At 45.1% G+C, this 26608-nt stretch carries 23 protein-coding genes and 1 riboswitch; of the genes, 15 read left to right on the top strand and 8 right to left on the bottom strand.

Annotated elements, in window-relative coordinates; genetic code table 11:
• Positions 1–39 precede the first annotated feature (39 nt).
• The gene (gene pgm, locus OCU28_RS08035) at positions 40–1686 is read left to right on the top strand and encodes a phosphoglucomutase (alpha-D-glucose-1,6-bisphosphate-dependent) (RefSeq protein ID WP_261815691.1); all 1647 of its coding nucleotides are present in this window, start codon (positions 40–42) and stop codon (positions 1684–1686) included.
• A gap of 265 nt (positions 1687–1951) precedes the next feature.
• Positions 1952–2122 (top strand): hypothetical protein, encoded by a 171-nt coding sequence (locus tag OCU28_RS08030; RefSeq protein ID WP_261815690.1) that lies wholly within the window; start codon positions 1952–1954, stop codon positions 2120–2122.
• A 325-nt stretch (positions 2123–2447) separates the two neighbouring features.
• Here the strand turns inward: OCU28_RS08030 and OCU28_RS08025 are convergent, their stop codons facing one another.
• Positions 2448–3239, bottom strand: a complete 792-nt coding sequence (locus OCU28_RS08025; protein ID WP_261815689.1) for a DUF1853 family protein — start codon at positions 3237–3239, stop codon at positions 2448–2450.
• Positions 3240–3336: 97 nt separating this feature from the next.
• On the opposite strand from OCU28_RS08025, the gene OCU28_RS08020 reads away from it, so the two are divergent.
• The gene (locus OCU28_RS08020; RefSeq protein WP_261815688.1) at positions 3337–4095 is read left to right on the top strand and encodes a Nif3-like dinuclear metal center hexameric protein; all 759 of its coding nucleotides are present in this window, start codon (positions 3337–3339) and stop codon (positions 4093–4095) included.
• A gap of 42 nt (positions 4096–4137) precedes the next feature.
• Here the strand turns inward: OCU28_RS08020 and OCU28_RS08015 are convergent, their stop codons facing one another.
• Positions 4138–5427: a citrate synthase gene (locus OCU28_RS08015; RefSeq protein ID WP_261815687.1), complete on the bottom strand. Its 1290-nt coding sequence runs from the start codon at positions 5425–5427 to the stop codon at positions 4138–4140.
• 399 nt (positions 5428–5826) lie between these two features.
• Here OCU28_RS08015 and sdhC point away from each other — a divergent pair, with 399 nt between their 5' ends.
• The 8 genes from sdhC (at position 5827) to sucD (ending at position 15426) form a co-directional block, all read left to right on the top strand.
• Positions 5827–6207: a succinate dehydrogenase cytochrome b556 subunit gene (sdhC, locus tag OCU28_RS08010; RefSeq protein ID WP_390623766.1), complete on the top strand. Its 381-nt coding sequence runs from the start codon at positions 5827–5829 to the stop codon at positions 6205–6207.
• A complete protein-coding gene (gene sdhD, locus OCU28_RS08005) occupies positions 6201–6548 on the top strand; it encodes a succinate dehydrogenase, hydrophobic membrane anchor protein (protein WP_261815686.1) in 348 nt (115 codons plus the stop codon). Before sdhC ends, sdhD begins: the two co-directional genes overlap by 7 nt.
• The gene (gene sdhA, locus OCU28_RS08000; protein WP_261815685.1) at positions 6549–8315 is read left to right on the top strand and encodes a succinate dehydrogenase flavoprotein subunit; all 1767 of its coding nucleotides are present in this window, start codon (positions 6549–6551) and stop codon (positions 8313–8315) included.
• An 11-nt stretch (positions 8316–8326) separates the two neighbouring features.
• The gene (locus OCU28_RS07995; protein ID WP_261815684.1) at positions 8327–9037 is read left to right on the top strand and encodes a succinate dehydrogenase iron-sulfur subunit; all 711 of its coding nucleotides are present in this window, start codon (positions 8327–8329) and stop codon (positions 9035–9037) included.
• Positions 9038–9176: 139 nt separating this feature from the next.
• Positions 9177–12002 carry a 2-oxoglutarate dehydrogenase E1 component gene (gene sucA, locus OCU28_RS07990; RefSeq protein WP_261815683.1) on the top strand — a complete coding sequence of 942 codons (2826 nt, stop codon included), beginning with the start codon at positions 9177–9179 and terminating at the stop codon, positions 12000–12002.
• Between the two features lie 13 nt (positions 12003–12015).
• Positions 12016–13227, top strand: coding sequence for a 2-oxoglutarate dehydrogenase complex dihydrolipoyllysine-residue succinyltransferase (gene odhB / locus OCU28_RS07985; RefSeq protein ID WP_261815682.1), 1212 nt, complete (start codon positions 12016–12018; stop codon positions 13225–13227).
• Positions 13228–13387: 160 nt separating this feature from the next.
• Positions 13388–14554: an ADP-forming succinate--CoA ligase subunit beta gene (sucC, locus tag OCU28_RS07980; RefSeq protein ID WP_261815681.1), complete on the top strand. Its 1167-nt coding sequence runs from the start codon at positions 13388–13390 to the stop codon at positions 14552–14554.
• Complete coding sequence (sucD, locus tag OCU28_RS07975) at positions 14554–15426, top strand: succinate--CoA ligase subunit alpha (RefSeq protein ID WP_261815680.1); 873 nt, start codon at positions 14554–14556, stop codon at positions 15424–15426. The genes sucC and sucD overlap by 1 nt, the downstream gene beginning before the upstream one ends.
• Positions 15427–15524: 98 nt before the next feature.
• Here the strand turns inward: sucD and znuB are convergent, their stop codons facing one another.
• Together znuB and znuC are read right to left on the bottom strand one after the other, a co-directional pair.
• Positions 15525–16304 (bottom strand): zinc ABC transporter permease subunit ZnuB, encoded by a 780-nt coding sequence (znuB, locus tag OCU28_RS07970; RefSeq protein WP_261815679.1) that lies wholly within the window; start codon positions 16302–16304, stop codon positions 15525–15527.
• The gene (znuC, locus tag OCU28_RS07965) at positions 16297–17088 is read right to left on the bottom strand and encodes a zinc ABC transporter ATP-binding protein ZnuC (protein ID WP_261815678.1); all 792 of its coding nucleotides are present in this window, start codon (positions 17086–17088) and stop codon (positions 16297–16299) included. The genes znuB and znuC overlap by 8 nt, the downstream gene beginning before the upstream one ends.
• A 116-nt stretch (positions 17089–17204) precedes the next feature.
• Between znuC and znuA the strand changes: the two genes are divergently transcribed.
• The 4 genes from znuA to OCU28_RS07945 all read left to right on the top strand — a co-directional run bounded on the left by znuA (position 17205) and on the right by OCU28_RS07945 (position 20946).
• Positions 17205–18080, top strand: a complete 876-nt coding sequence (gene znuA / locus OCU28_RS07960; protein WP_261815677.1) for a zinc ABC transporter substrate-binding protein ZnuA — start codon at positions 17205–17207, stop codon at positions 18078–18080.
• A gap of 129 nt (positions 18081–18209) precedes the next feature.
• Positions 18210–18437 carry a FeoA family protein gene (locus OCU28_RS07955; protein ID WP_261815676.1) on the top strand — a complete coding sequence of 76 codons (228 nt, stop codon included), beginning with the start codon at positions 18210–18212 and terminating at the stop codon, positions 18435–18437.
• Positions 18437–20713, top strand: a complete 2277-nt coding sequence (gene feoB, locus OCU28_RS07950; protein WP_261815675.1) for a Fe(2+) transporter permease subunit FeoB — start codon at positions 18437–18439, stop codon at positions 20711–20713. Before OCU28_RS07955 ends, feoB begins: the two co-directional genes overlap by 1 nt.
• An 11-nt stretch (positions 20714–20724) precedes the next feature.
• The gene (locus OCU28_RS07945; protein WP_261815674.1) at positions 20725–20946 is read left to right on the top strand and encodes a FeoC-like transcriptional regulator; all 222 of its coding nucleotides are present in this window, start codon (positions 20725–20727) and stop codon (positions 20944–20946) included.
• A gap of 16 nt (positions 20947–20962) precedes the next feature.
• On the opposite strand, the gene OCU28_RS07940 is transcribed toward OCU28_RS07945, so the two are convergent.
• The 4 genes from OCU28_RS07940 to argS all read right to left on the bottom strand — a co-directional run bounded on the left by OCU28_RS07940 (position 20963) and on the right by argS (position 26469).
• A complete protein-coding gene (locus OCU28_RS07940) occupies positions 20963–21391 on the bottom strand; it encodes an HIT domain-containing protein (protein WP_261815673.1) in 429 nt (142 codons plus the stop codon).
• 8 nt (positions 21392–21399) lie between these two features.
• On the bottom strand, positions 21400–22332 hold the full coding sequence (locus OCU28_RS07935) for a DMT family transporter (protein WP_261815672.1): 933 nt from the start codon (positions 22330–22332) through the stop codon (positions 21400–21402).
• 137 nt (positions 22333–22469) lie between these two features.
• Positions 22470–22612: riboswitch (FMN riboswitch) on the bottom strand.
• Positions 22613–22955: 343 nt separating this feature from the next.
• Positions 22956–24386: a sodium-dependent transporter gene (locus OCU28_RS07930; protein ID WP_261815671.1), complete on the bottom strand. Its 1431-nt coding sequence runs from the start codon at positions 24384–24386 to the stop codon at positions 22956–22958.
• Between the two features lie 349 nt (positions 24387–24735).
• Entirely contained in the window at positions 24736–26469 is a 1734-nt protein-coding gene (gene argS / locus OCU28_RS07925; protein WP_261815670.1) for an arginine--tRNA ligase, read from the bottom strand.
• Positions 26470–26608 lie beyond the last annotated feature (139 nt).

The raw sequence follows: 26608 nt of genomic DNA, 5'->3' as shown, positions 1-26608 counted from the left end.
TTTATTGAAAGCTATACCGATAATAAAAAAGGATGATTTATGGCTATGCACCCTCGAGCCGGTCAAAAAGCTCTACAAGAAGACCTACACAATATACCTCAGTTAGTTGCAAACTATTATCTTCTTCAACCTGAAGCAGGCAATGATGATCAGAAGGTTCAATTTGGTACCTCTGGTCACCGTGGTAGCTCAGACAAAATTACATTCAATGAAAACCATATCCTTGCGATTGCTCAAGCGGTAGCGGAAGTTCGTGCGACCAATGGTGTAACCGGTCCTTTATATGTAGGGAAAGACACCCACGCACTATCTGAGCCTGCGTTTACTAGCGTTGTCGAGGTTTTGATTGCCAATGGTATCACTGTTATTTGCCAAGAAGATCAAGGCTATACTCCAACGCCGGGTATCTCTCATGCAATTTTGACACATAATCTTGCCAATGCAGATAAAGCAGATGGTATTGTGATTACACCTTCACATAACCCACCACAAGACGGTGGGATCAAATATAATCCAGTTCACGGTGGGCCTGCTGAAGGTGAGCTTACTCAAGCTATTGAAGACCGTGCAAATGAGATCATTGCCTCAGGTTTGGCTGCTGTGAAGCGTATCAGTATTACTCAAGCTAAAGAGAGTGAGCTATTTGTTGAGCGTGACCTTGTTGCACCTTATGTTGACGATTTAGTCAACGTTGTGGATATGGCTGCTATCCAAAAAGCAAATCTTAAGCTGGGTGTCGATCCTCTAGGTGGTTCTGGTATTGAATACTGGCGTCAAATTAAACAAGCTTATGGTCTTGACCTAACTTTAGTTAGTGAATCTGTTGACCCTAGCTTCCAGTTTATGTCTTTGGACAAAGATGGCGTGATCCGCATGGATTGTTCATCCCCATATGCAATGGCTGGCTTACTTGCTCTCAAAGACGAGTACGACCTAGCGTTTGGTAATGACCCTGACTATGACCGCCACGGTATTGTTACGCCAGCGGGCCTTATGAATCCAAATCACTTCTTAGCCGTGTGCATCGATTACCTTTATCGCCACCGTAATGAGTGGTCAGCTGACGTTGCCGTGGGCAAAACGCTAGTATCTAGTGCGATCATTGACCGCGTAGTAGCAGATCTTGGGCGTGAGCTATGCGAAGTACCAGTTGGCTTTAAATGGTTTGTTGACGGACTGTATGAAGGCAAATTTGGCTTTGGTGGTGAAGAGAGTGCTGGCGCTTCTTTCTTACGTAACGATGGTACGCCGTGGGCAACGGACAAAGATGGTATTATCTTGTGCCTGCTTGCAGCTGAAATTACCGCAGTTACAGGGAAGAATCCGCAGCAATATTACAATGAACTCGCTGCCAAACATGGCGAGTCTAGTTATACCCGTATTCAAGCTGTCGCGAACGGTCCGCAAAAAGAGATATTGAAGAAATTGTCTCCTGAAATGGTCGCAGCTGAGACTCTAGCTGGTGACAAAATCACTGCACGACTAACGCATGCACCAGGTAATGGCGCTGCAATCGGTGGCCTTAAGGTGACAACTGCGAACGGTTGGTTTGCGGCTCGTCCATCGGGTACAGAAGATATCTATAAAATCTACTGTGAGAGCTTTAAGGGTGCAGAACATCTAGCCCTTATTGAGCAAGAAGCACAACAGATAGTAAATGATGTATTTAAAAGCGCAGGTCTATAAGGCTAAGTTTTAAGTATATCTATTTTGGCCCCGCTTATGCGGGGCTTTTTGTTTTGGGGTTTGGTGTTGAAACGGAACCCGAGTGTCTACAGATTCCCGCCTGCGCGGGAATGACGAAACATTGTGGATCGATGATGGATCGATGGACTCTATGTATCTATGTATCTATGTATCGATGGTTCACTGTCAGTACCTTCGTCACCCCGGTGGTGTTTTAAGCCGGGGTCTGTCCTAGTACTAAGCTGGGCTGGTTATGAAGGGCTCGATGTATCTGTATCGATGTATTATGGTTCGCTGTCAGTACCTTCGTCGCCCCGGTGGTGTTTTAAGCCGGGGGCCTGTCCTAGTACTAAGCTGGGTTGGTTATGATGGACTCGATGTATCTATGTATCTATGGTTCGCTTTCAATACCTTCGTCACCCCGGTGGTGTTTTAAGCCGGGGTCTGTCCTAGTACTAAGCTGGGCTGGTTATGAAGGGCTCGATGTATCTGTATCGATGTATTATGGTTCGCTGTCAGTACCTTCGTCACCCCGGTGGTGTTTTAAGCCGGGGTCTGTCCTAGTACTAAGCTGGACTGGTTATGAAGGGCTCGATGTATCTATGTATCGATGTATTATGGTTCGCTGTCAGTACCTTCGTCGCCCCGGTGGTGTTTTAAGCCGGGGTCTGTCCTAGCACCAAACCGGACTGTTTATGATGGACTCGATGATTTGATGTGGCGGTGGGGGGATGTCTTTTTGAGAGCGGTCAGCGTTGAGTTTAACTCCCGTGTGGCCAACTATCGGGTACGATGAACCAAAACTTACCGTGTTGAGTTTGGCAATGAACTGGCTGGTTGGGGAAGGTGGTGATGGGGGTGTTGAACTCAGTTAACCCAATCGCCCATAGCGGCTTAGGCACGAAATATAGAGTATCACTAACTAGGTGCAATTGGCTCTTATAGCACCAATGTCCATCTATCTGGCTTGAATTTAGAGGCCAGCCTGCACAATGGCTAGGGATAGGTTCGTCAGAGAAAGGGTTGGTATATAAGCGCCCTTGAAGCATGAGTTGCAGCTTGAGGTTTGGGTATTGAGGGTAGCGCGTTTTAAAAAACAGGCTTTGCCCGTGTTGCAATTGACGCTCTAGCATATGGGTGAATTTTTTATCGAGTCTATCTATCGCGTTAGGTCCATACCAGTAATCAGATTGGAGCAGATAAAACTTTATCGCCACTTCCCAATGTTCAAATTGGTTATTGATACGATTTTTAACAATAAAATCGATCTCTCCTAGGGTCTTCTTGTTATCAATTAACTGAAGCTCACTTTCACAAACCTCAAAGGTAGGGCTTTGTTCTAGCCACCTTTGCCAAAGGGTTTGATAGATAAATCCTAGTCGCGTGTTGCCTTGATATTCGCAACAATCCAGAAGCTGCTTATCATGCAAAGGAGGCAGCTTTACTACTGGTTGCTCACCCACAAATAAATTTGGCGTGCGTTGTATCCAGTGAGCAAAGCGTAATAGAGATTCAGGCGTTAAAAGTGGCAACATACTTTGACGTGTTTTCAAATGTTTGGTTAACTTGCCTCTATTATATACCCAAGCGATACAATGTTGAGACTTCAGTGCATCCTCAATAGGTCACGACTTTAACTATGGTAATAAGATGAATAACCTAGAATTACAAACCCTGCTTAATGCAAAGCTATCTCCTGAGCTTATCAAAGACTATGCGCCAAATGGCCTGCAGATTGAAGGTAGGAGAGAGATCAATAAAATAGTCACTGGGGTTACCGCCTCGCAAGCCTTGATTGATGCAGCTATTGAAGTGCAAGCCGATGCTATCTTGGTTCATCATGGGTATTTCTGGAAGGGCGAACCTGAGCCTATAGTTGGAATGAAAGGCCGTAGAATTCGTAGCTTAATCAAGAATGATATCAACCTATATAGCTATCATCTGCCCCTAGATATTCATCCTGAAATTGGTAATAACGCCCGCCTTGCACAGCTATTAAATATAGAAGTTAAGGGGGGGTTAGAGGGGCATCCACAGTCTGTTGCTATGTATGGTCGATTGAAAGCCCCAATTTCAGCGAGTGAATTTAGTAAACAAATCAGTTTGGTATTAGGACGTGACCCGTTACATATTGCTCCTGATAGCGACAAAACTATGATCGAAACACTAGGTTGGTGCACAGGTGGAGGACAAGATTATATTGATCTTGCAGTGAAATTTGGACTGGATGCATTTATTTCAGGTGAGATATCTGAACGCACAACCTATAGTGCGAGAGAGCAGGATATCCATTATTTCGCAGCTGGGCACCATGCGACTGAGCGTTACGGTATCAAAGCATTGGGGGAATGGTTGGCTGACACTCATAACCTCGATGTCACCTTTATCGATATCGATAACCCAGTATAAAAAAAGAGGCCGTTTGGCCTCTTTTTAGTTTTTATAAGCGAATTATTCGCGCTCGTGAAGAGCCTTAAATTCTCGCTGCGGTGCACCAGTATAAAGCTGACGTGGACGCCCAATACGGTTAGTTGGGTCGCTGTGCATTTCGTTCCAGTGAGCAATCCAACCTATGGTACGAGAGATTGCAAAGATCACAGTAAACATAGATGCAGGGATACCAATCGCTTTAAGAATAATACCCGAATAAAAATCTACATTCGGATACAGCTTCTTCTCCACAAAGTATTCATCAGAAAGCGCAATACGCTCAAGTTCCATCGCTACATCAAGTAGTGGATCTTCGATGTTTAGCTCTTTCAATACATCGTGGCATGCGTCACGCATTACTGTTGCACGAGGATCGTAGTTCTTGTACACGCGATGGCCAAAGCCCATCAGACGGAATGGGTCTTCTTTGTCTTTCGCACGCGCTACATACTCTTCAATGTTGTCAACGCTACCGATTTCTTCAAGCATACGTAAACAAGCTTCATTAGCACCGCCATGTGCAGGTCCCCATAAAGATGCGATACCTGCTGCGATACACGCAAATGGGTTAGCGCCTGAAGAGCCGGCCAAACGAACCGTTGAGGTCGAAGCGTTTTGCTCATGGTCAGCATGTAGGGTAAAAATCTTATCCATTGCTCGAGCAACCACTGGGTTAACTTCATATTCTTCACATGGGTTTGCAAACATCATGTGCAGGAAGTTTTCTGCATAGGTTAGGTCGTTGCGCGGATAGATAAAAGGCTGACCAATGCTGTATTTGTAGCACATTGCGGCTAAGGTCGGCATTTTTGATAACAAACGGAACGCTGCGATTTCACGGTGTTTGTCGTTATTGACATCCAAGGAATCGTGGTAGAAGGCCGCAAGAGCACCTACTACGCCACACATCACCGCCATTGGGTGAGCGTCACGGCGGAATCCGTGAAAAAAGCTTGCGATTTGTTCGTGAACCATAGTGTGGCGAGCAACTATGGTTTTAAATTCATTATATTGAGAGCTAGTTGGTGTCTCTCCATATAAAAGGATGTAACACACTTCGAGATAGTCTGCATTGTTTGCTAGCTGATCGATAGGATAGCCACGGTGAAGTAGGATACCGGCGTCGCCATCGATGTAGGTAATTTGAGATTCACAAGAAGCAGTGGCAAGAAATCCTGGGTCGAAGGTAAAGAAGCCCTTACTCCCTAGCGTGCGAACATCAATTACATCTGGGCCAACAGTCCCTTCCATAATTGGTAGCTCGAACGGTTCTTGGCCCTTGATATTAAGCGTCGCTTGCTTATCTGCCATAACATTCTCCTTTGTTATTTATTGTTCCATTTTTCTCCAATGGTGCACCGAATTTGTACGCAGGTTCGACGATGATGTCAATTTATATAAATCTTTGTGTGCACTTGTTTGGGTTTTTGTACATAAAAAGGTTAAAAATCGGCTCTAGGTAGCATATTTTGTTAAGTCAATTGTATTAACATGTTAACAATTTTATAGTGGAGAGGTATTTATGCCTCAACCCTAGTATTTTCAAGGCTTTGCCAGTGTTATTAACGGGTTAATAGGTATGTAGAGAGCAATAATAAAGCTGCAATATAACAAAGTTCAGTCGTGGGTTTTGTAAGGTTTTGTTAAGTTTTCGATAAATTATTATCTAAATGCATTTAACCATGCTCAAAGGAGCTGAGTGAGAGCGCCGTGACCAAGAAAAATCAAAGACCTATAAATTTGGATTTACAGACAATCCAATTCCCTATAACTGCTATCGCATCCATATTGCACCGTATTTCTGGTGTTATCACCTTTGTGTTTGTTGGTGTTTTACTGTGGTTGTTATCAACGTCTTTATCGTCGCCAAAAGGCTTTATGGAGGCTGCCAATTTTATTGATGGGTGGTTTGTGAAGTTTATTTTGTGGGGAATGCTAAGTGCATTGTTCTATCACATTGTTGGTGGGATTCGTCATTTATGCCAAGACTTGGGCTATTTCGAAGACCTTGAAAGCGGCACCAAGAGTGCACAGGTTTCATTCATTATTACCGGTGTTCTAGCGCTACTTGCAGGAGTTATCGTATGGTAAACCATGTTTCGTCAATTGGACGCAACGGTGTCCATGATTTCTTATTGATCCGCGCATCTGCGATCTTATTGACTCTTTACACCATTTATATCTGCGGTTTTTTCCTCATAACCGGTGATGTCGGTTATCTAGAGTGGAACAATTTCTTCAGTGGTTTATTTACCAAAATCTTCACTATGGTCGCGCTGGCTAGCATCTTAATTCATGCATGGATTGGGGTATGGCAAGTACTGACTGATTATATTAAGCCAACTCTGCTTAGAGGCAGCCTGCAATTTGCATTGGTTGTTGTTTTGTTTGGCTATTTCTTTTCTGGCTTATTCATTCTTTGGGGAGCATAAATGACGATTCCAGTTCGCGAATTTGACGCCATAGTCATTGGTGCCGGTGGTGCAGGTATGCGTGCCGCGCTGCAAATATCAGAGCAAGGCCTCTCTTGTGCTTTGCTGTCGAAGGTGTTTCCAACTCGTTCTCACACGGTATCGGCTCAAGGTGGTATTACCGTAGCTCTTGGAAATTCGCATCAGGATAACTGGCAATGGCATATGTACGATACCGTTAAGGGCTCTGATTATATCGGTGACCAAGATGCGATTGAATACATGTGTAAAAACGGTCCAGAGTCCGTTATCGAGCTTGAGAAAATGGGTTTGCCGTTTTCTCGATTTGAAGATGGGACCATCTATCAGCGTCCTTTCGGCGGTCAATCTAAACAATTCGGTGGAGAGCAAGCGGCACGTACAGCGGCGGCGGCTGACCGCACCGGTCATGCACTGCTTCATACCTTATATCAACAAAATATTAAGCACAAAACCACTATATTTAGTGAGTGGTATGCCCTTGATTTAGTGAAAAACCAAGATGGTGCAGTGGTGGGTTGTACCGCTATCTGTATGGAAACTGGTGAAAAATGCTATTTCAAAGCTAAGGCAACGATTCTGGCAACCGGCGGTGCTGGTCGAATCTACCAATCAACAACCAATGCCCATATCAACACAGGTGATGGCGTCGGTATGGCACTGCGTGCAGGCGTACCAATGCAAGATATGGAAATGTGGCAGTTCCATCCAACTGGTATTGCTGGCGCGGGTGTATTGGTAACAGAAGGGTGTCGTGGTGAGGGTGGCTACCTGCTCAATAAAGATGGTGAGCGCTTTATGGAACGCTATGCTCCGAACGCGAAAGACCTAGCTGGTCGCGACGTTGTTGCTCGCTCAATGATGATAGAGATCCGTGAAGGACGCGGCTGTGATGGCCCGTGGGGACCTCATCTTAAGCTCAAACTTGACCATCTTGGACGTGACGTTCTTGAATCTCGCCTGCCGGGTATTCTTGAGCTATCAAGAACCTTTGCTCACGTTGACCCAATAAAAGAACCTATCCCTGTTATTCCAACCTGCCACTATATGATGGGTGGTGTACCCACTCAGGTTTCAGGTCAGGCGATTAAGCAAGACAGCAACGGCAAGGATATTGAAGTTCAAGGGCTGTTCGCTTGTGGTGAGATTGCGTCTGTTTCTGTGCACGGTGCAAACCGACTTGGAGGTAACTCACTACTGGATCTTGTGGTCTTTGGACGTGCTACCGGGTTACACCTTGGTGAGGCTCTGGCGGCACAAACTGAAGCGCGCCCAGCAACAGACTCTGATATTGAAGAATCTCTTGCGCGCACTATGCGTTGGGAAAATAGCACCAGTGGTGAAGACCCAGCTCAAATCCGTAAAGACCTACAATCTTGCATGCAAAATAGTTTCTCAGTATTCCGTGAAGGGGATGCGATGGCGAATGGACTTGAGGAGCTTAAGGTTATTCGTGAGCGCCTAAATAACGCCCATTTAGCAGATAAATCCAGCGAGTTTAATACCCAGCGTGTTGAATGTTTAGAGCTTGATAACCTGATGGAAACCGCGTTCGCTACAGCAGTTGCGGCGAACTACCGCACAGAAAGCCGTGGTGCACATGCGCGTTACGATTATCCTGAGCGTGATGATGAGCAGTGGCTATGCCATTCAATTTATAACCCTGACACGGAAGAGATGTCTAAGCGTGATGTGAACATGGAACCTGTTCATCGCGAAGCCTTTCCTCCGAAAGCAAGAACCTATTAAGGGAGCGAGATATGAACCTGAATTTTTCTATCTATCGCTACAACCCAGATGTGGACTCTAAACCTTATATGAAGCAATACACCCTAGAGGTGGATGAAGGTTCAGATATGATGGTTTTGGATGCGCTCATTCTATTGAAAGAACAAGATCCGAGTCTTTCATTTAGGCGTTCATGCCGCGAGGGTGTGTGCGGCAGCGATGGCCTTAATATGAATGGTAAGAATGGTCTAGCGTGTATTACTCCGCTGTCCGCTTTAGGCGGGGGTACGCTTACCATACGTCCATTACCTGGATTGCCAGTGGTACGTGATCTGATAGTCGATATGACTCAGTTCTACGATAATTATACCAAGGTTAAGCCATTCTTGATTGCTGAGGGTGACCTACCGCCTTCTCGTGAAAATAAACAGTCACCAGAAGAACGAGCTCATCTTGATGGACTTTATGAGTGCATTATGTGCGCATGTTGCACCACGTCGTGTCCTTCATTCTGGTGGAATCCAGATAAGTTTATTGGTCCTGCTGGTCTATTAGCTGCATATCGCTGGCTGATTGATAGCCGAGATACTGCCACAGATGAGCGACTCGACAATTTGGATGATGCATTTAGCGTTTTCCGTTGTCATGGCATTATGAACTGTGTCAGTGTATGTCCTAAGGGGTTAAACCCAACTAAGGCAATTGGTCATATTAAGACCATGCTGGTGGAACGTTCTATATAGATGATTGAAATTTCAGGCTTTTCAAGGTTAACTGTTAAGCCTGTTACCCAGTCAACTTAGCTGTGTAGCAACTGTTTTGGAAAATGAGTTCGGCATAGACCGAAATCGTGAAAAATAAAATTACTAGTTAAGGGAAAATATGCATAACAATGTGATGAAGGCCTGGCTCGAGTCTTCTCACTTGGCTGGAGCCAATGCAACGTACGTAGAAGAACTCTACGAACTTTATCTCAGTGATCCAGATCTGATAAGTGAAGAATGGAAGCGCGTTTTTGAAGGGTTGCCTGCGCAAACTTCTGAAGCAGGGGAGCAATCCCACTCGCGTGTTCGTGATTACTTTCGCAGACTTGCACAAGAAACGAAGCATTACAGCGTTCCAGTCAGTGACCCTGATGTCGATGCAAAACAAGTTAAAGTCTTACAGCTTATCAATGCCTATCGTTTTCGTGGGCATCAAGCAGCAAACCTAGACCCGCTTGGTTTGTGGGAACGACCAGTTCAACCGGAACTGGATCCTGCATTTCATAACCTCACAGAAGATGACTTAAACGAGAGTTTCAACGTTGGTTCTTTTGCTGTAGCGCAAGAGACGATGAAACTTCGTGACCTCTACAAGGTACTTAATAACACCTATTGTGGCTCAGTCGGTGCAGAATACATGCACATGACCAATACAGAGCAAAAGCGTTGGATACAACAGCGCCTTGAATCTGTTCAGTCGCACGCGGATTTCTCTCTGGATGAAAAAATCACCTTCCTAGATGAGCTTACCGCTGCCGAAGGTTTAGAGCGTTATCTTGGTGCTAAATTCCCAGGGGCTAAGCGATTCTCTCTTGAAGGTGGGGATGCACTTATCCCAATGACCAAAGAGCTTATCCGTCATGCAGGCCGTAGCGGCATGCGTGAGGTCGTGGTTGGCATGGCACACCGTGGCCGTTTAAATATGCTAGTCAACGTTCTGGGTAAGAAGCCTCAAGACCTGTTTGATGAATTTGCCGGTAAACACGATGACACATGGGGCACTGGTGATGTGAAATACCATCAGGGTTTCTCAGCAGACTTTGCCACTCCAGGTGGTGACGTGCATCTTGCTTTGGCATTTAACCCATCTCATCTAGAAATTGTAAACCCAGTAGTTATAGGGTCGGTTCGAGCTCGTCAAGACCGCTTAGCTGATAAGCATGGCGATAAAGTCTTGCCAATTACCATTCATGGTGACTCTGCAATTGCTGGACAAGGTGTCGTACAAGAGACCTTCAATATGTCTCTTGCCCGCGGATTCCAAGTGGGTGGTACGGTTAGAATTGTGGTCAACAACCAGATTGGTTTTACCACATCTAATCCAAGAGATACCCGTTCGACTATGTACTGTACTGATATCGCGAAGATGGTACAGGCTCCAATTTTCCATGTTAATGCTGATGACCCAGAAGCGGTTGCATTCGTAACGCGCATTGCATTGGATTATCGCAACACGTTTAAGCGCGATGTAGTGATTGACCTAGTTTGCTATCGTCGTCACGGACATAACGAAGCCGATGAACCAAATGCTACTCAGCCTTTGATGTATCAAAAAATCAAGAAGCATCCAACCCCACGTAAGCTATACGCTGATGTGATGATGGAGCGCGAAGAGATTGGCATCGATACCGCGACGCAGTTGGTCAATGAATATCGTGATGCCCTCGATCATGGTGAAGTGGTGGTCAAAGAGTGGCGTCCAATGGCGATGCACTCGGTTGATTGGTCTCCATATTTGGGCCATGAGTGGGATATCGAATGGGACAATCAAGTTGAAATTGGGCGTCTAACTGAGCTAGGCAAACGCATATGCCAGTATCCAGATAGCCACCAGTTACAAAGCCGTGTAAACAAACTGTATAACGACCGTATATCGATGGTTGCCGGAGATAAACCTCTAGATTGGGGTATGGCTGAGACATTAGCTTATGCAACATTGGTCGATGATGGTAAGCGAGTGCGTATCTCTGGTCAGGATTCTGGTCGCGGAACCTTCTTCCACCGTCATGCCGTTCTACACAACCAAGAAGATGCCAGTACTTATGTACCTTTAGCGCATGTGCATGATAAACAAGGTCCTTTCCAAGTCTTTGATTCAGTACTATCTGAAGAAGCGGTATTGGCATTTGAGTACGGTTATGCAACTGCCGAACCAGGCGGTTTAACGCTTTGGGAAGCGCAATTTGGTGATTTTGCCAACGGCGCTCAGGTTGTTATTGATCAGTTTATTTCATCGGGTGAGCAAAAGTGGGGCCGTTTATGTGGCATTACTATGTTGCTTCCGCATGGGTACGAAGGACAAGGCCCTGAGCACTCATCAGCACGTTTAGAGCGCTACCTGCAATTGTGTGCTGAGCAGAATATTCAAGTGGTGGTGCCATCAACGCCAGCTCAGGTATATCACATGCTACGTCGCCAAGTGGTTCGCCCAATGCGTCGTCCATTGATTGTTATGTCGCCTAAGTCGCTACTGCGCCATCCAATGTGTACTTCTAGCTTAGAAGACTTAGCGCAAGGCAACTTCCAGCCATGTATCAATGAGATTGATGCGCTTGATCCAGCTAAGGTTCGTCGCGTGGTATTTTGTTCGGGTAAGGTCTATTACGACTTGCTTGATGAGCGCCGCAAGCGTGAGATTGATGATGTCGCGATCGTGCGAATCGAACAGCTGTACCCATTCCCATTGGCAGATGTTCGAGAAGCTATCTCCATCTATACCGAAGCGAAGCAATTTGTGTGGTGTCAGGAAGAGCCTCAGAACCAAGGTGCTTGGTATTCTAGCCAACACAACTTCCGTGCGGCTACACCATTTAACACAACCCTAAGTTATGCTGGACGCCCTGCTTCAGCATCACCGGCGGTAGGTTATATGTCTGTGCACTTGAAACAACAAAAGGCGCTTATCGACGAAGCGTTAACTATTGATAAAGAACTAGAAGAATAAGGAATCCCGACAAATGACAATTGAAATTCTGGTTCCAGATTTACCTGAATCTGTCGCAGACGCTATGGTTGCAACTTGGCACAAGCAACCTGGTGAAAGTGTTGAACGTGATGAGATCTTGGTTGATATCGAAACCGATAAAGTAGTGTTAGAAGTACCGGCTCCAGAAGCGGGTGTTTTGGAAGAGATCATTGAACAAGATGGCGCAACGGTTCTTAGTAAGCAATTGATTGCCAGACTAAAACCAGGCGCAGTTGCTGGTGAGCCAACCAAAGATACTACCGAGCAAACCCAAGCGTCTCCAGACAAGCGCCATAAGGCTGCTTTAACGGAAGAGAACAACGATGCACTAAGCCCAGCTGTACGTCGACTTTTGGCAGAGCACAGCCTGCAAGCGTCAGATGTAAAAGGTACTGGAGTGGGCGGTCGTATCACTCGTGAAGACATAGATGCACACCTGAGTAATGCCGCTAAGCCAGCGAGTAAGGCCGAAGCACCTCTACAGCAAGACCTCGCAACGCCAGCGCGCAGTCAAAAACGTGTGCCGATGACACGCCTTCGCAAAACAGTAGCTAATCGCCTATTGGAAGCGAAAAACAATACTGCGATGTTGACCACGTTCAACGAAGTAAACATGAAGCCAATCATGGAGCTTCGTGCGCAATATAAAGACTCTTTTGAAAAGCGTCATGACGTGCGCCTAGGCTTTATGTCTTTTTATGTGAAAGCGGTAACAGAGGCTCTAAAACGCTTCCCAGAAATCAACGCATCGATCGATGGCGATGATATCGTTTATCACAACTACTTTGACATCAGTATGGCGGTTTCAACCCCACGCGGCCTTGTTACTCCAGTACTCAAAGACTGTGATACGCTAGGTTTTGCAGATATTGAGAAAGGTATCAAAGAGTTAGCGATAAAAGGTCGTGACGGAAAATTGACAGTTGATGAGCTAATTGGTGGTAACTTTACCATTACTAATGGCGGTGTGTTTGGCTCTCTAATGTCAACACCAATCATCAACCCACCACAAGCAGCCATTTTAGGCATGCATAAAATCCAAGACCGCCCAATGGCAGTAAACGGTAAGGTTGAGATTTTGCCAATGATGTATCTGGCACTTTCTTATGATCACCGCTTGGTTGATGGCAAGGAGTCAGTGAGCTTCCTAGTAACCGTTAAAGAGTTACTTGAAGATCCAGCTCGCTTATTGCTAGACGTATAAAAGGGTCTTAAGACCCTAAAAATTGGGGGAGTTACTTCCCCCAGTTGAACCTTTAGGTTCACAAGCTCGAGAGTACCCTACACCTGTTAAAGGTTTGCCTTTAGCTCAAGGATAATCTGTGTCGGAGTTGTCTGATACAGGATGAAGATGGAAGAAATCAATGAATTTGCATGAATATCAAGCGAAGCAGCTCTTCGCAGAGTTTGGATTGCCAGTACCAGAGGGTTATGCCTGTGATACTCCACAACAAGCTTTTGAGGCTGCTGGTCGTATAACTACCCCCAAAAAAGTTGTTAAGTGTCAGGTTCACGCTGGTGGCCGTGGCAAAGCTGGTGGTGTTGAACTGCATGACACTAAAGATGGTGTTAAAGAGTTCGCGCAAAAGTGGTTAGGTAAAAACCTAGTGACTTACCAAACAGACGCTAACGGTCAACCGGTAACTAAGATCCTGGTTGAAGAAGCGTCTAATATTGCCAACGAATTATATCTTGGTGCGGTCGTTGACCGTGCAAGTCGTAAGATCGTGTTTATGGCGTCTACTGAAGGCGGCGTTGAGATTGAAAAAGTAGCTGAAGAGACCCCTGAGCTCATTCACAAAGCTGCAATCGATCCACTAGTTGGTCCTCAAGGTTATCAAGGTCGTGAGTTAGCATTTAAGCTGGGTCTTAAAGGTGATCAAATTAAGCAGTTTGTGAAGATCTTCATGGGTCTTGGCAAGATGTTTGAACAGTACGACTTAGCGCTACTTGAAATCAATCCACTGGTTATTACTGCCGAAGACAACCTTTTGTGTCTAGATGGCAAGATTAACATCGATTCAAATGCACTATATCGTCAGCCTAAATTACGCGAAATGCACGATTTGTCTCAAGAAGATGAGCGTGAAGCGTATGCTGCGAAGTGGGAGCTGAACTATGTTGCTCTAGATGGCAATGTTGGCTGTATGGTTAACGGTGCGGGTCTGGCGATGGGCACAATGGATATCGTTAATTTGCATGGTGGCAAACCGGCAAACTTCCTAGACGTAGGTGGCGGTGCAACTAAAGAGCGCGTTGCTGAAGCCTTTAAGATCATCCTATCAGATGACAATGTAAAAGCGGTTCTAGTCAACATCTTTGGTGGTATTGTACGCTGCGATATGATTGCAGAAGGCATCGTTGGCGCAGTTAAAGAAGTCGGTGTGAATGTACCGGTTGTAGTACGTCTAGAAGGTACTAATGCAGACCTAGGTCGTAAGGTACTAGCGGGTTCCGACGTTGATATTATCGCGGCGGAGTCACTTACAGACGCGGCACAAAAAGTTGTAGCTGCTGCGGAGGCTAAATAATGTCAGTATTAATTAACAAAGACACTAAAGTAATCTGCCAAGGCTTCACTGGCGGTCAAGGTACCTTCCATTCAGAGCAGGCAATTGCCTACGGTACGCAGATGGTTGGTGGAGTTTCTCCTGGCAAGGGTGGACAAACACATCTAGGTCTACCTGTGTTTAATACTGTGCGCGAAGCAGTCGAAGTAACAGGTGCAACGGCAACCGTAATCTATGTTCCAGCCCCTTTTTGTAAGGATGCCATCCTAGAAGCTATTGATGCAGGCATCGAGCTTATTGTGACGATTACCGAAGGTATTCCAACAATAGATATGATCGATGTGAAGGTTAAGTTAGACGAAGCAGGCGTACGCATGATCGGTCCTAACTGCCCAGGTGTAATTACTCCGGGTGAATGTAAGATCGGTATTATGCCCGGCCACATTCATAGAAAAGGCAAGGTAGGGATCGTATCTCGCTCTGGTACGCTAACCTATGAAGCGGTTAAGCAGACAACAGATGAAGGTTTCGGTCAGTCAACTTGTGTTGGTATCGGTGGTGACCCTATTCCGGGTTCAAACTTCATTGATATTCTTAAGCTATTCCAAGAAGACCCAGAAACTGAAGCTATTGTTATGATTGGCGAGATCGGTGGGACTGCAGAAGAAGAAGCGGCAGAATATATCAAGCAGCACGTCACTAAACCGGTTGTGTCGTACATTGCAGGGGTGACAGCACCTCCTGGAAAACGTATGGGCCACGCGGGCGCGATTATCTCTGGTGGTAAAGGTACTGCTGAAGATAAATTCCAAGCTTTGGAAGCAGCTGGCGTTAAAACGGTGAAGAGTCTGGCCGAGATTGGTCAAGGCCTTCGTGAGATAACCGGCTGGTAATAATCCGCCTCCGTATAGTAAAAAGGTTCACATTAGTGAACCTTTTTTTATGTCCAAATTGTGCGGTTAGCTGACACAGTGCAGCAAGCGTTTACCGCTTAGACCTTTTTAAACTGAGCCAATATAAAGCAGAAAGTTGCGCTAACCACCACCGATGGACCGGCTGGTGTATCATAAAACCACGATAAACTAAGCCCACCGAGAACACATAATGCACCGATTGCGGCGGCGAGGATAGCCATCTGTTCCGGCGTTCGTGCAAAACGGCGCGCCGTTGCGGCTGGAATGATGAGCATAGAGGTGATGATTAACGCACCAACAAATTTCATCCCTACCGCAATCACTAGGCCAATCATTAGCATAATAATTAAACGCATTAGATGAATATTCGTTCCCTCAATTGCAGCCAGCTCTTCATTGACGGTACTAGACAGAAGCGGTCGCCAAAAAGCGACCAGGGTTATCAAGATTGCAAATACACCAAGGTAGATAAACATAACATCTTGATTGGATACCGACAGCAGATCACCGAATAGATACCCCATGAGGTCTACGCGAATATTATCAAGAAAGCTTACGGCGATTAAACCTAACGATAGGGAACTGTGGGCTAAAATGCCGAGTAGTGTGTCAGTTGCAACGAGCTGTTGCCTTTGCAATGTCACTAAGATAATTGCAAGACTCAGACAGACAACAATTAGCGCAAAATATAGATTGATATCTAATAAAAAGCCTAGCGCTAATCCCATTAATGAGGCGTGTGCAAGGGTGTCACCGAAATACGCCATCTTGCGCCATACTACAAATGAGCCTAAAGGCCCTGCAACGATGGCGATACCAATGCCCGCAAGAATAGAGGGTAATAAGAACTCAATCATGTTTGTGTCCGTGTGAATCATGTTGACACCCATCACTTTCATCCTCGACTGTATCGCCAGAGAGGTCATGGTGGTGATGTTGATGCTGATGTTGATAAAGGGCGAAGCTGGATTGGTCGATATTTTTTTGGCCAAACATTGCTATGTAGTTTGGGTGTTCAGCGATAACGGTAGGAGTGCCTGAGCAACAGATATGATGCTGTAAGCAGATAACATTATCTGTTTTTGCCATCACAAGGTGCAGGTCATGGGACACCATAAATATGGCGCAGCTAAATCTGTGTCTAAGGGTATCGATGAGATTATAGAGTTCAACTTGTCCTTGGACATCAACCCCTTGTGCGGGTTCATCTAATACCAACAGTCCGGGACGACTCAATAGTGCTCTGGCCAATAATATGCGCTGGGTTTCGCCCCCTGACAGGCTATGTACGTCTGAGTGAATTAGATGGCTTGCACCGACTAAATTTAATGCATCTTGTCGCTCTTGTTGGCTGTATTTGCCAGCAAGTTGCAAAAATTTATTCACATTAAGTGGCAACGCATCATTGAGATGGAGCTTTTGTGGTACATAGCCAACACGGAGTTTTTTGTCGCGAACTACCTTGCCACTGTATTGGGTATTTAGCCCAAGAAGCACCTTAACTAAGGTCGACTTACCTGCGCCATTAGGGCCGATAAGGGTGGTTATTTCAGATTGTTTGATTGTTATGCTGACGTTATCTAGCACCTTTCGTTGGCCAAATTGAACGCTAATATTTTGCAGTTCGATGAGTTGTTTCATAATTGTTTCTATAAATGCCGTTTGTGGTTTTTATGTGATAGATAGGTTTGCATTAGCGAAGTGTTATAATGTAACATTTGCATCCCGTTATCTCTATAGTCAAGGTCAGTGGTTTAATGAAACGTATTTTATTGTGTTTAGCATGTTTGGGGTTTGTGTCTTCTGCTCAAGCTATTGAAGTACTTAGTAGTATTAAGCCTATCCAGCTGATTACTCAAGAAATTACCCAAAATTCAGCAAAATCTCAGGCATTAGTCGGCTCCGCTATGTCTCCCCATGACTATGCATTACGCCCTTCCGACTTAAAGAAGATTCGTTCTGCTGATCTTGTTATTTGGTACGGCAACGACCTAGAAGCCTTTATGGCAGCAACTGTCGAAGGGCAACAAAATGTGCTTACTATTAGCGAAATTCCGCAATTAGAGCGTAGGGCGTTTGCCGAAGAACATGCTCACGCACATGAAGGGCATGACCATGGTACACACGATCCACATGTGTGGTTAGGGCCAAAACAAGTTGCTGTGATCGCCACAGCCATCGCACACAAGCTTTCCGCTATGGACCCAGACAATGCGGTGCATTATCAGCAAAATCTAGATCAATTCTTGGTTCAATTACATAAAACTGTACTCGATATTGATAGTCGCCTGTCCCCTCTAAAAGCTAATGGCTATTATGTGTTTCATGATGCATATGGATACTTTGAAGAGTCTTTTGGCTTGAATCATCTTGGTGCATTCACGGTGAGTCCAGAGAGAAAGCCTGGCGCACGAAGCCTGATACAGATTAAGACCCGTCTTGCTAAAGGTGACGTAAAATGTGTGTTCAGTGAGCCGCAGTACCAACCTGCAATTATTGAAACGGTAACGCGAGGTAGCGCGGTTAATCGTGGTGAGTTAGATGCGCTTGCCTCTCGCATTGAGGTTAAACCCGGAGCGTATTTTGATTTTCTTAATCAGCTAAGCCGCCAGTTTGAGACTTGTCTAAAATAACCTTTCATTTATGGAAAGTAATTTCCCACAAAAGCACCTGTAGAGGGTGCTTTTTTTTGTCCCATTCGAGGTTTGTGTAGGGTACAGTATGCTACATTAACTCAAATGATAATTATTGGCATTTAGATTATGAAACTGGCAGACATCCCTTTAGGGCAACAAGCAACCATAGTATCCATGCAGCAATTGGATGGACAAACGCGTAAAAAATTAATGGTTATGGGGTTATTGCCTAATACCCAAGTGACCGTTGTTCGTGTTGCACCCTTTGGCGATCCCCTGCAGATTCGCGTGCGTGATGTGAGTGTCGCATTACGCCAATCTACTGCAAAACAAATCGATGTAGAGGTTGCATAATGAACTATTCAATCTTAACCGTAGGCAACCCTAATAGCGGAAAGACGACACTATTCAATGCCTTCACCGGTTCTAATCAAAGAGTTGGTAACTGGGCTGGTGTAACAGTAGAGAAAAAGACAGGTTATTACTCACTAGCTGGCGATGATTTTGATCTAACGGATCTGCCGGGTATCTACGCGCTAGATAGTGGTAACGATGCCAACAGCTTAGATGAAACCATTGCAGCTCGAGCGGTGTTATCTTCGCCAGCTGATTTGATAATAAACGTTATTGATGCAACCTGCTTAGAGCGCAGCCTGTATGTCACCCTCCAGTTGCGTGAACTTGGCCGCCCTATGGTAGTGATCCTAAACAAAATGGATTCGCTGGAAAAAGAAGGGCAAAAGATAAACCTTAAGGGGCTTAGTAAGGCGATTGGTTGTCCTGTCTTAGCGGTAAGCGCAACCAAGCAGCATGAGGTCGATACCCTTAAATCTGATCTGCACAAGATGCTTGCTCAAGGGGTGAAAGTTGAACCTTTGAACCTGGATTACGGTGAAGAGTGTGAGCGTTACCTTGATAACATCGCAAGCCTATTTGATTATGATCTAGTGGCTAATCGCGCGATTGCGATACGTGCACTTGAGCAAGACCAGTTGGTGTTAAATAACGCGTCTGGTGAAGCAAGAGATGCAGTTATGGCAACCTGCCGTGGTAGCGATCTAGATATAGAAATGCACACCGCTGATGTAAAATATTCATTTTTGCATCAGGTAACAAAAGCCAATCGTGCTCAGGTTGGAAGAGTGACGCGTAGTGTAACTGAGCGCATTGACGCAGTTATCCTAAACCGCTGGTTAGGTGTGCCTATTTTCTTCGCCGTTATGTATTTGATGTTTATGTTTTCCATCAATGTTGGTACTGCGCTACAAGACTTTTTCGATATCTCATTTGGCGCAGTATTTGTTGGCGGTACACACCATCTTTTAGATGGGGTTCTCCCAGCTTGGATAGTGACGATCCTTGCAGACGGTATTGGTGGAGGCATACAACTTGTTGCTAGCTTCGTGCCTATTATCGGCGGTCTATATCTGTTCTTGACCCTGCTCGAAGGGTCGGGCTATATGTCTCGCGCAGCGTTTGTGCTTGATAAAGTGATGCAGAAAGTAGGGCTTCCGGGTAAGGCTTTTGTACCCTTGGTGCTTGGTTTTGGCTGTAACGTCCCAGCAATTATGGCAAGTCGTACCCTAGATCAAGAGCGCGAGCGCCGCTTAGCCGCTTCTATGGCACCTTTTATGTCCTGTGGTGCTCGCCTGCCGGTTTATGCCTTATTCGCAGCCGCATTCTTTCCTGAATCGGGACAGAACGTAGTATTTGCGTTGTATCTATTGGGTATTGTAGCGGCGGTCTTCACCGGCCTAGTGCTGAAGTACACCATCTATCCAGGTAATAGCGATAGCTTTATCATGGAAATGACAGACTATGAAATACCACAACTAAAGAATGTAGTTATTAAAACCTGGCACAAGCTAAAGCGTTTTGTATTTGGTGCGGGTCAAACCATCGTAGTGGTAGCGGCTATCTTGACCTTTATTAACTCAATCGGTGTTGATGGAAGTTTTGGCAACCAAGACAGTCAAAATTCTGTTCTTTCTAAAGTTGCTCAGGTGGTTACACCGGTATTTGCGCCAATGGGAATTGAACAAGATAACTGGCCTGCGACGGTAGGTATTGTGACGGGCATCTTCGCCAAAGAAACAGTGGTTGGAACACTAAATAGTCTCTACATGACCACAGCTGAAAAGTCAGATGAAGAATACGATTTGATGGGAAGCTTGCAAGAGGCTGTGATGTCTATCCCTGAAAATCTAGCCGGTATTAACCCAACGGACCCATTAAACCTTCAGGTTGGTGATGTTAATGATGCTGGTGCTGCAGCGCAGGAGCAAGATGTAGATGTATCGGTGTTTGCTAACCTGAGAAGTAAGTTTGGCTCAGCGCATACCGCATTTGCTTATTTGATTTTCATCTTACTATACACCCCATGTGTGGTAGCTATGGGCGCATATGTTCGTGAGTATGGCGCTAAATATGCTCGCTTTATTGCAGTATGGACCTTTGGTTTAGCGTACAGCGGTGCGGTGCTATATAACCAGGTGGTGCACTTTGCTGATAACCCTGCTTATAGCTCAATGTGGATCGCTATTATTATCGGGTTTGGGTTAGCTGTCTTCTATAGCTTGAAGCGACAAGCCAAGAAACAACAACTGCTTGATGCTGAAAACTTAGCCTAGCGAGTGCGATTATGATTTTACAGCAGTTAAAGCAATACCTAGAAACAAATGGTACCTCTGAGCGCAAGGTATTAGCCAATCACTTCGGTCTGTCTGAAGATGGGGTGGATGCTATGTTTGAGCGTTGGATTCAGCGTGGAGAGGTAATGCGTATCGAGGACACCTTAAATGGAAAACTGTCGGGCGTACGATACGCACTTAATAAAGGAATTGGCATCTCAGTGAAGATGTAATTCAATTTAGCTAAAATTAGCTTGGTGAGAACTGTGCGTTTTCATCAAGCTTTTGTTTTATCTGGGCTAGCATAAATTGCTGCTCTTCATTACTGCGTTCTATGCCAGTGGTGTTTCCCCATACTGGTCCAGGCCAAGCGGCATCATCTTTAAAGCGTGCAATATGGTGAATGTGAAGCTGCGGAACCATATTGCCTAGTGCGCCAAAGTTGAGCTTATCTGGGCTATATAAGGCTTCTAAACACTCCATTACCGCTTGAGATTCAATAAGAAACTGCTGCTGATTTGCACCTGTCATATGGTGGATTTCGGCTAGACTCTCCAAGCGCGGCACTAAGATAACCCAAGGAACCGTGCTGTCTTTGTGCAATAGCGCGACCGATAGCGGAAAGTGACCAATAACATCGGTATCTTTTTGTAGTTGGTGGTGCAAAGCAAATGTCATATAGGCTCCTATTGAACTGCATTGGTAGTTTGTGAATTATGAGTATTGGGCTCACGACTTAGCATTAATGCACCGCCGATTAGCATAATAGCACCGAACATCTGCGGAATAGTTAAGGTGGCATCAAATACGTACCAGTTGATTGCCACAGCAGAGACAGGGAAGAATAGCTCTGCTATGGTGCCGTAGCGCGCAGGAATGCGCTCCAGCCCTTTATAATAGATAAACATACCCAGCAGACCTGACAGCAACACCATATAAACCAAAGAGCTTAAACTGCCTTCTGATAGTGAGACCTGCTCTGTGCTATATCCCATCGCAAAACATAAGAAAATCAACCCAAGAGCAAAGCGGCCCGACATGATTTGCACACTACTGTAACCTGTTAGCGATAGCTTACGGCCATAAACGGTTGACGCGCCCCATGCAATAACAGCAAGTAGTGCACAGCCGTACCCACTTAAGATTGCAATTACCTCTGGCGTATAATGCCAGGTTGCTTCTTCATGGAGTAGAGCCAGTATATCGGGCGCAATCATCACGATACTTCCCAATAGGCTTACTGAAGACCAGAGTAAGAAGTGCTTTTGCAGTTTCTCTTTGAGCAATATAACCGACAGTGATATTGCCACTATCGGCTGCAATTTCTGTATCAAGATGACAATAGTAGGGTTCATTAAGCTAAAGGCTTTGGTAAAGGCTAAGGTGCCGATTGCCGAGCCAAATATGCCAATTAGAACAAAACCAAATAGGGTTCCTTTAATGTAGCTAAAGCGCCATTTAGGAACAAAGATCTGAATTGCAGCGAGTATCAGCACTAGAATTAGGTGCTCATAAAATACAATCTGTAGGGTGCTGTTATGTTCTAACAGCGGATAACGAAATAGGGTGTCAGCGGCCCATAGGGTAGCTGCTAGCATAACGAGTATGATTCCTGTCACGATGATCTCCGAGTATTAAGTCAATTCGTAGCAGGGGCAAAAAAGAGGCACAGCTTGCTGCACAGAAGATACTATCCAGTAGATACTGAATTGAATGTTTCTGCTCAACAATACTTACGCTAGCTTGAGGCTAGTGTGATTTACTTCTTTCATCCGGACTATAACCGTCGGCTCTGGGTTTACACCAGATCTGCTGACCCTTCGGTATTCGAAGGCGCTCGTGGGCTCAAGCAATGCTTTTACCACCGGTGGGGAATCTCACCCCGCCCTGAAGTGTGTCTTGCGACGGGCATACGGTATCAAATTGGTTACACAGTGCAAGTCTAATTCATATTAATAATAGATGTATTGCAGTGCTCAGCTCATGCATATGAATGATGTTTGTTATGTTTTTTGGGGTGGCGTAATATCGTATAGCGATAAGCCATAGGTTTTGGTAGATCTAGCGATTCAAACTGCCTGAGTTGGTGTTTGAGTGGGGAGATGGGTTTTTGTCTGGTGAAAGCCCCTAACTACTGGCTGGATGGCCGTATATTAGGGGCTTTTTGATTGGTATCAGGTTTCTAGCATCAGCCAAGTGAAATTGCTTAGCATAGCGAGAGCCTTTTTAGTTAACCCTTAGTTTAAAAGCGCTTAGAAAAGACCGCGGTCAATCCGATAATCGCAATAGCAAGGATCATGATTGGTCCCTTGCCGCTATCAAAGCCGCTTAGGATACCCGCACATGCAACAACTGCAACCGCAACTGGAATGACGAATTTAACCAGGTTGTACCAAAGGCCGAATAGTGGAAATGAAATCTTACTGTTATTGGTGATCTCTTTCTCAAGGTCAACACGGTTTAGACGCCAGCCAGCAAAGATACAGATAAGCATACCGCCTACAGCAAGGAATACTTTATCGGTTAATAGGTCAAAGATATCAAATACGCCAGTATCGAATAGCTTAGGACCAAGCCCACCTAGAGATAGTGAAGCAAATACACACATTACTGCCATTACCGCACTTGCACTAAGAACAGCGTTGACGCGTTTCATGCCTTTCTCATCGATAAGGTAAGAAACCACAACCTCTAGCAGAGATACAGACGAGGTCAGAGCTGCCACAGTTAGGCCGATAAAAAACATCATCGCAAACACTAGCCCAATGCCACCCATTTCAGCAAATAGCTGCGGAACAACCACAAACACTAAACCAGGACCTGCGGCAGGTTCCATATTGAAAGCAAACATAGCCGGGAACATAGCAATACCAGCTAGAAGAGCAACTGCTGTGTCCATACCTACAACCATACCTGTAGTTTGAACAAGGTTTTCTTTCTTCTTCAGGTAGCTACCGTATGTGATCATACAACCCATACCCAAGCTAAGAGAGAAGAAAGCTTGCCCTAGAGCGGCCAGAACCACATGGCTATCGACTTTTGTGAAATCTGGTTTGAATAGGAACTCAAGACCGGCACTTGCGCCTGGAAGTGAAAGCCCTTTTACTGCCACCACGATTAAAATGATAAACAGCAGTGGCATAAGGATCTTGCCTGCTTTTTCTATACCACCAGAGATACCTTTGCTCACAATGATAATATTTAGCACTAGGTAAGCGGCCATCCACATAAGTGGTTGAATTGGATTAGAAATAAAGCCACCGAAGCTGTCACCAATCGCGTCTGGGGTATTTAGAAGACCAGAGGCTATCTTAGGAATATAAGCCAGAGCCCAACCACCAACAACAGGATAGAATCCCATAATTAATAGGCCACTCAATACACCAATTACACCAACAAAGGTCCAGCGCTTGTCTGTAGTCTTGAAAGAGCCAACAGCGGCACGACTGGTGTGTCGACCAATAGCAAACTCAGTTAGCATGACACTAAAACCAATTACAATCACAAATGCTAGGTAGATAAGAACAAACGCACCGCCGCCATTTTCACCCGCTGTATATGGAAATTTCCAGATATTACCAAGACCGACAGCCGATCCTGCCGCTGCCATTACAAATCCTAATCTTGAGCCCCAATTATCACGAGGGGATGCTGTTGGGTTACTAGTCGCCACAATTACTCCGTTAATTTATATTGCTTATTTCTTTTAAGTGCTATGTGTATAGATTCATATACACTTTTGAAATGTTTGATTTATGTCTTAATCAGGGGAGTTAAACAATTTTTTATGCAAGTTAAAAGACTATAAAAGTGATTAGTGAGGGGTAGATCAATCTATGAAATTTAACTGTTGTTAAATTGAGCAATACGGCCAGTTCTCCCTGCAAACTAATCGTTACATCTAACATCTTAATAACATTGATTTATTGCTAGCATAAATGAGATTTGCGACTTGAAATAAAAATTAGACATAAAAAAACCCACGCGAGGCGTGGGCTATATAAAGCGAATTAAGCGATGAATTACATGCGCTCTAGGGTATTAATACCGAGTAGAGATAGGCCTTGCTTAATTGTTTTTGCAGTAAGGGCTGCCAGTTGCAAACGGCTTTGCTTAGTGGCTTCTTCTTCGGCGACTAAGATAGGACACGCCTCATAGAAGCTAGAGAATTGACCTGCAAGCTCAAATAGGTAGCTACACATAATGTGTGGCTGGCCTTCACGAGCAACCGCTTGAACTGCCTCTTCAAATTGAAGTAACTTAGCGATTAGCGCTTTCTCTTTCTCATCAGTAATGATGATGTCGCCTTTAAGCTCATCCATATTGATGCCAGCTTTAGCAAATACTGATGCTACGCGAGTGTATGCGTATTGCATGTAAGGTGCGGTGTTACCCTCAAATGCCAACATATTGTCCCAATCGAACACGTAGTCGGTTGTACGGTGTTTAGAAAGGTCAGCATATTTCACAGCTGCCATAGCTACTGTGTTCGCGATCTTGCTCTTCTCTGCACTTTCTAGATCTGGGTTTTTTGATTCAATAAGCTTAGCTGCACGCTCTTCTGCTTCATCAAGAAGGTCAGCTAGACGTACTGTACCACCGGCACGGGTTTTAAATGGGCGACCATCTTTACCCAGCATCATACCGAATGCATGGTGCTCAAGAGAAACCTCTTCAGGTACATAGCCTGCTTTGCGGACAATGGTCCAAGCTTGCATTAGATGCTGATGCTGGCGTGAATCAATGAAGTAGAGCACACGGTCTGCGCCAATTTTTTCAAAGCGGTATTTTGCACAAGCGATGTCGGTTGTGGTGTATAGGAAGCCACCATCACGTTTTTGGATGATAACACCCATAGCGTCGCCATCTTTATTCTTATATTCCTCTAAGAATACAACCTGAGCACCGTCATCCTCTACTGCTAAGCCTTGTTGTTTAAGGTCTGCAACAATACCAGCAAGCATGTCGTTGTACATGCTTTCACCCATGACGTGCTCACGAGTAAGTGAAACGTTTAGACGGTCATAGTTGCGCTGGTTTTGTACCATAGTGATATCAACCAGTTTTTTCCACATTTGCGCGCAGTATTCATCGCCACCTTGCAGTTTAACTACGTAGCTACGTGCTCTAGCCGCAAAATCTTGGTCTTCATCGTAAAGCTTTTTGGATTCACGATAAAAAGCTTCTAGGTCAGAAAGTTCCATAGAAACTTCACCAGATTCTTTTTGAACGCGCTCAAGGTTGGCAATCAACATACCAAATTGAGTACCCCAATCACCGATATGGTTGGCGCGAACTACTTTGTGGCCTAGAAACTCTAGGGTACGAACTACCGCATCACCGATAATAGTTGAGCGAAGGTGACCTACGTGCATCTCTTTGGCAACGTTTGGTGCAGAATAGTCAGCCACAATAGTTTGTGGTGCTTCTTGCGCCACACCTAAGCGTGAGTCAGCTAAAGCCAGTTGCGCTGATTTTGCTAAGAATTCTTCGCTAAGGAAGATGTTGATAAAGCCTGGGCCTGCAATCTCAGTCTTGCTGGCGATCCCGTCTAGGTCTAGGTTTTCAATAACTTTTTGCGCGAACTCTCGAGGGTTAGTTCCCAGTCGTTTTGCTACGCCCATTACGCCGTTAGCTTGGTAATCACCAAATTGTGCTTTTGCTGATTGACGTACTGCGGCAGGGCTTCCTGCTGGTGCGCCCGCAGCTTCGAGTGCTTGGGAAACTTTGTCGTTAATAAGTGCTTGGATATTCACGCGCTAATCCTTCATTCAAGGAGTGTCATGAAGGCGATGCTCGCCTTCTTGTCTAAAATTAGAAAATGGCGTTTATAATACCAATTAAACGGCGATGAATCGAGAGTCTTGAGCTATTCATATTTGCAGTTACAATCAC

Origin of the sequence: Vibrio gallicus, assembly GCF_024346875.1 — a bacterium.
GTDB lineage: Bacteria > Pseudomonadota > Gammaproteobacteria > Enterobacterales > Vibrionaceae > Vibrio > Vibrio gallicus.
The sequence above is the reverse complement of the archived record's forward strand: the minus strand, read 5'-3'. Positions and strand labels throughout refer to the sequence as shown.

Excerpts from the sequence above, each read along its gene's own strand:
- OCU28_RS07940 (WP_261815673.1), bottom strand. The coding sequence starts at position 21,391 with ATGACATTTGCTTTGCACCACCAACTACAAAAAGATACCGATGTTATT.
- OCU28_RS08015 (WP_261815687.1), bottom strand. The coding sequence starts at position 5,427 with ATGGCAGATAAGCAAGCGACGCTTAATATCAAGGGCCAAGAACCGTTC.
- feoB (WP_261815675.1), top strand. The coding sequence starts at position 18,437 with ATGAACTATTCAATCTTAACCGTAGGCAACCCTAATAGCGGAAAGACG.
- znuA (WP_261815677.1), top strand. The coding sequence starts at position 17,205 with ATGAAACGTATTTTATTGTGTTTAGCATGTTTGGGGTTTGTGTCTTCT.
- OCU28_RS07995 (WP_261815684.1), top strand. The coding sequence starts at position 8,327 with ATGAACCTGAATTTTTCTATCTATCGCTACAACCCAGATGTGGACTCT.
- OCU28_RS07945 (WP_261815674.1), top strand. The coding sequence starts at position 20,725 with ATGATTTTACAGCAGTTAAAGCAATACCTAGAAACAAATGGTACCTCT.
- sdhD (WP_261815686.1), top strand. The coding sequence starts at position 6,201 with ATGGTAAACCATGTTTCGTCAATTGGACGCAACGGTGTCCATGATTTC.
- sdhA (WP_261815685.1), top strand. The coding sequence starts at position 6,549 with ATGACGATTCCAGTTCGCGAATTTGACGCCATAGTCATTGGTGCCGGT.
- znuC (WP_261815678.1), bottom strand. The coding sequence starts at position 17,088 with ATGAAACAACTCATCGAACTGCAAAATATTAGCGTTCAATTTGGCCAA.
- znuB (WP_261815679.1), bottom strand. The coding sequence starts at position 16,304 with ATGATTGAGTTCTTATTACCCTCTATTCTTGCGGGCATTGGTATCGCC.
- OCU28_RS08020 (WP_261815688.1), top strand. The coding sequence starts at position 3,337 with ATGAATAACCTAGAATTACAAACCCTGCTTAATGCAAAGCTATCTCCT.
- pgm (WP_261815691.1), top strand. The coding sequence starts at position 40 with ATGGCTATGCACCCTCGAGCCGGTCAAAAAGCTCTACAAGAAGACCTA.
- sucC (WP_261815681.1), top strand. The coding sequence starts at position 13,388 with ATGAATTTGCATGAATATCAAGCGAAGCAGCTCTTCGCAGAGTTTGGA.
- OCU28_RS08030 (WP_261815690.1), top strand. The coding sequence starts at position 1,952 with ATGTATCTGTATCGATGTATTATGGTTCGCTGTCAGTACCTTCGTCGC.
- sucD (WP_261815680.1), top strand. The coding sequence starts at position 14,554 with ATGTCAGTATTAATTAACAAAGACACTAAAGTAATCTGCCAAGGCTTC.
- sucA (WP_261815683.1), top strand. The coding sequence starts at position 9,177 with ATGCATAACAATGTGATGAAGGCCTGGCTCGAGTCTTCTCACTTGGCT.
- OCU28_RS07955 (WP_261815676.1), top strand. The coding sequence starts at position 18,210 with ATGAAACTGGCAGACATCCCTTTAGGGCAACAAGCAACCATAGTATCC.
- odhB (WP_261815682.1), top strand. The coding sequence starts at position 12,016 with ATGACAATTGAAATTCTGGTTCCAGATTTACCTGAATCTGTCGCAGAC.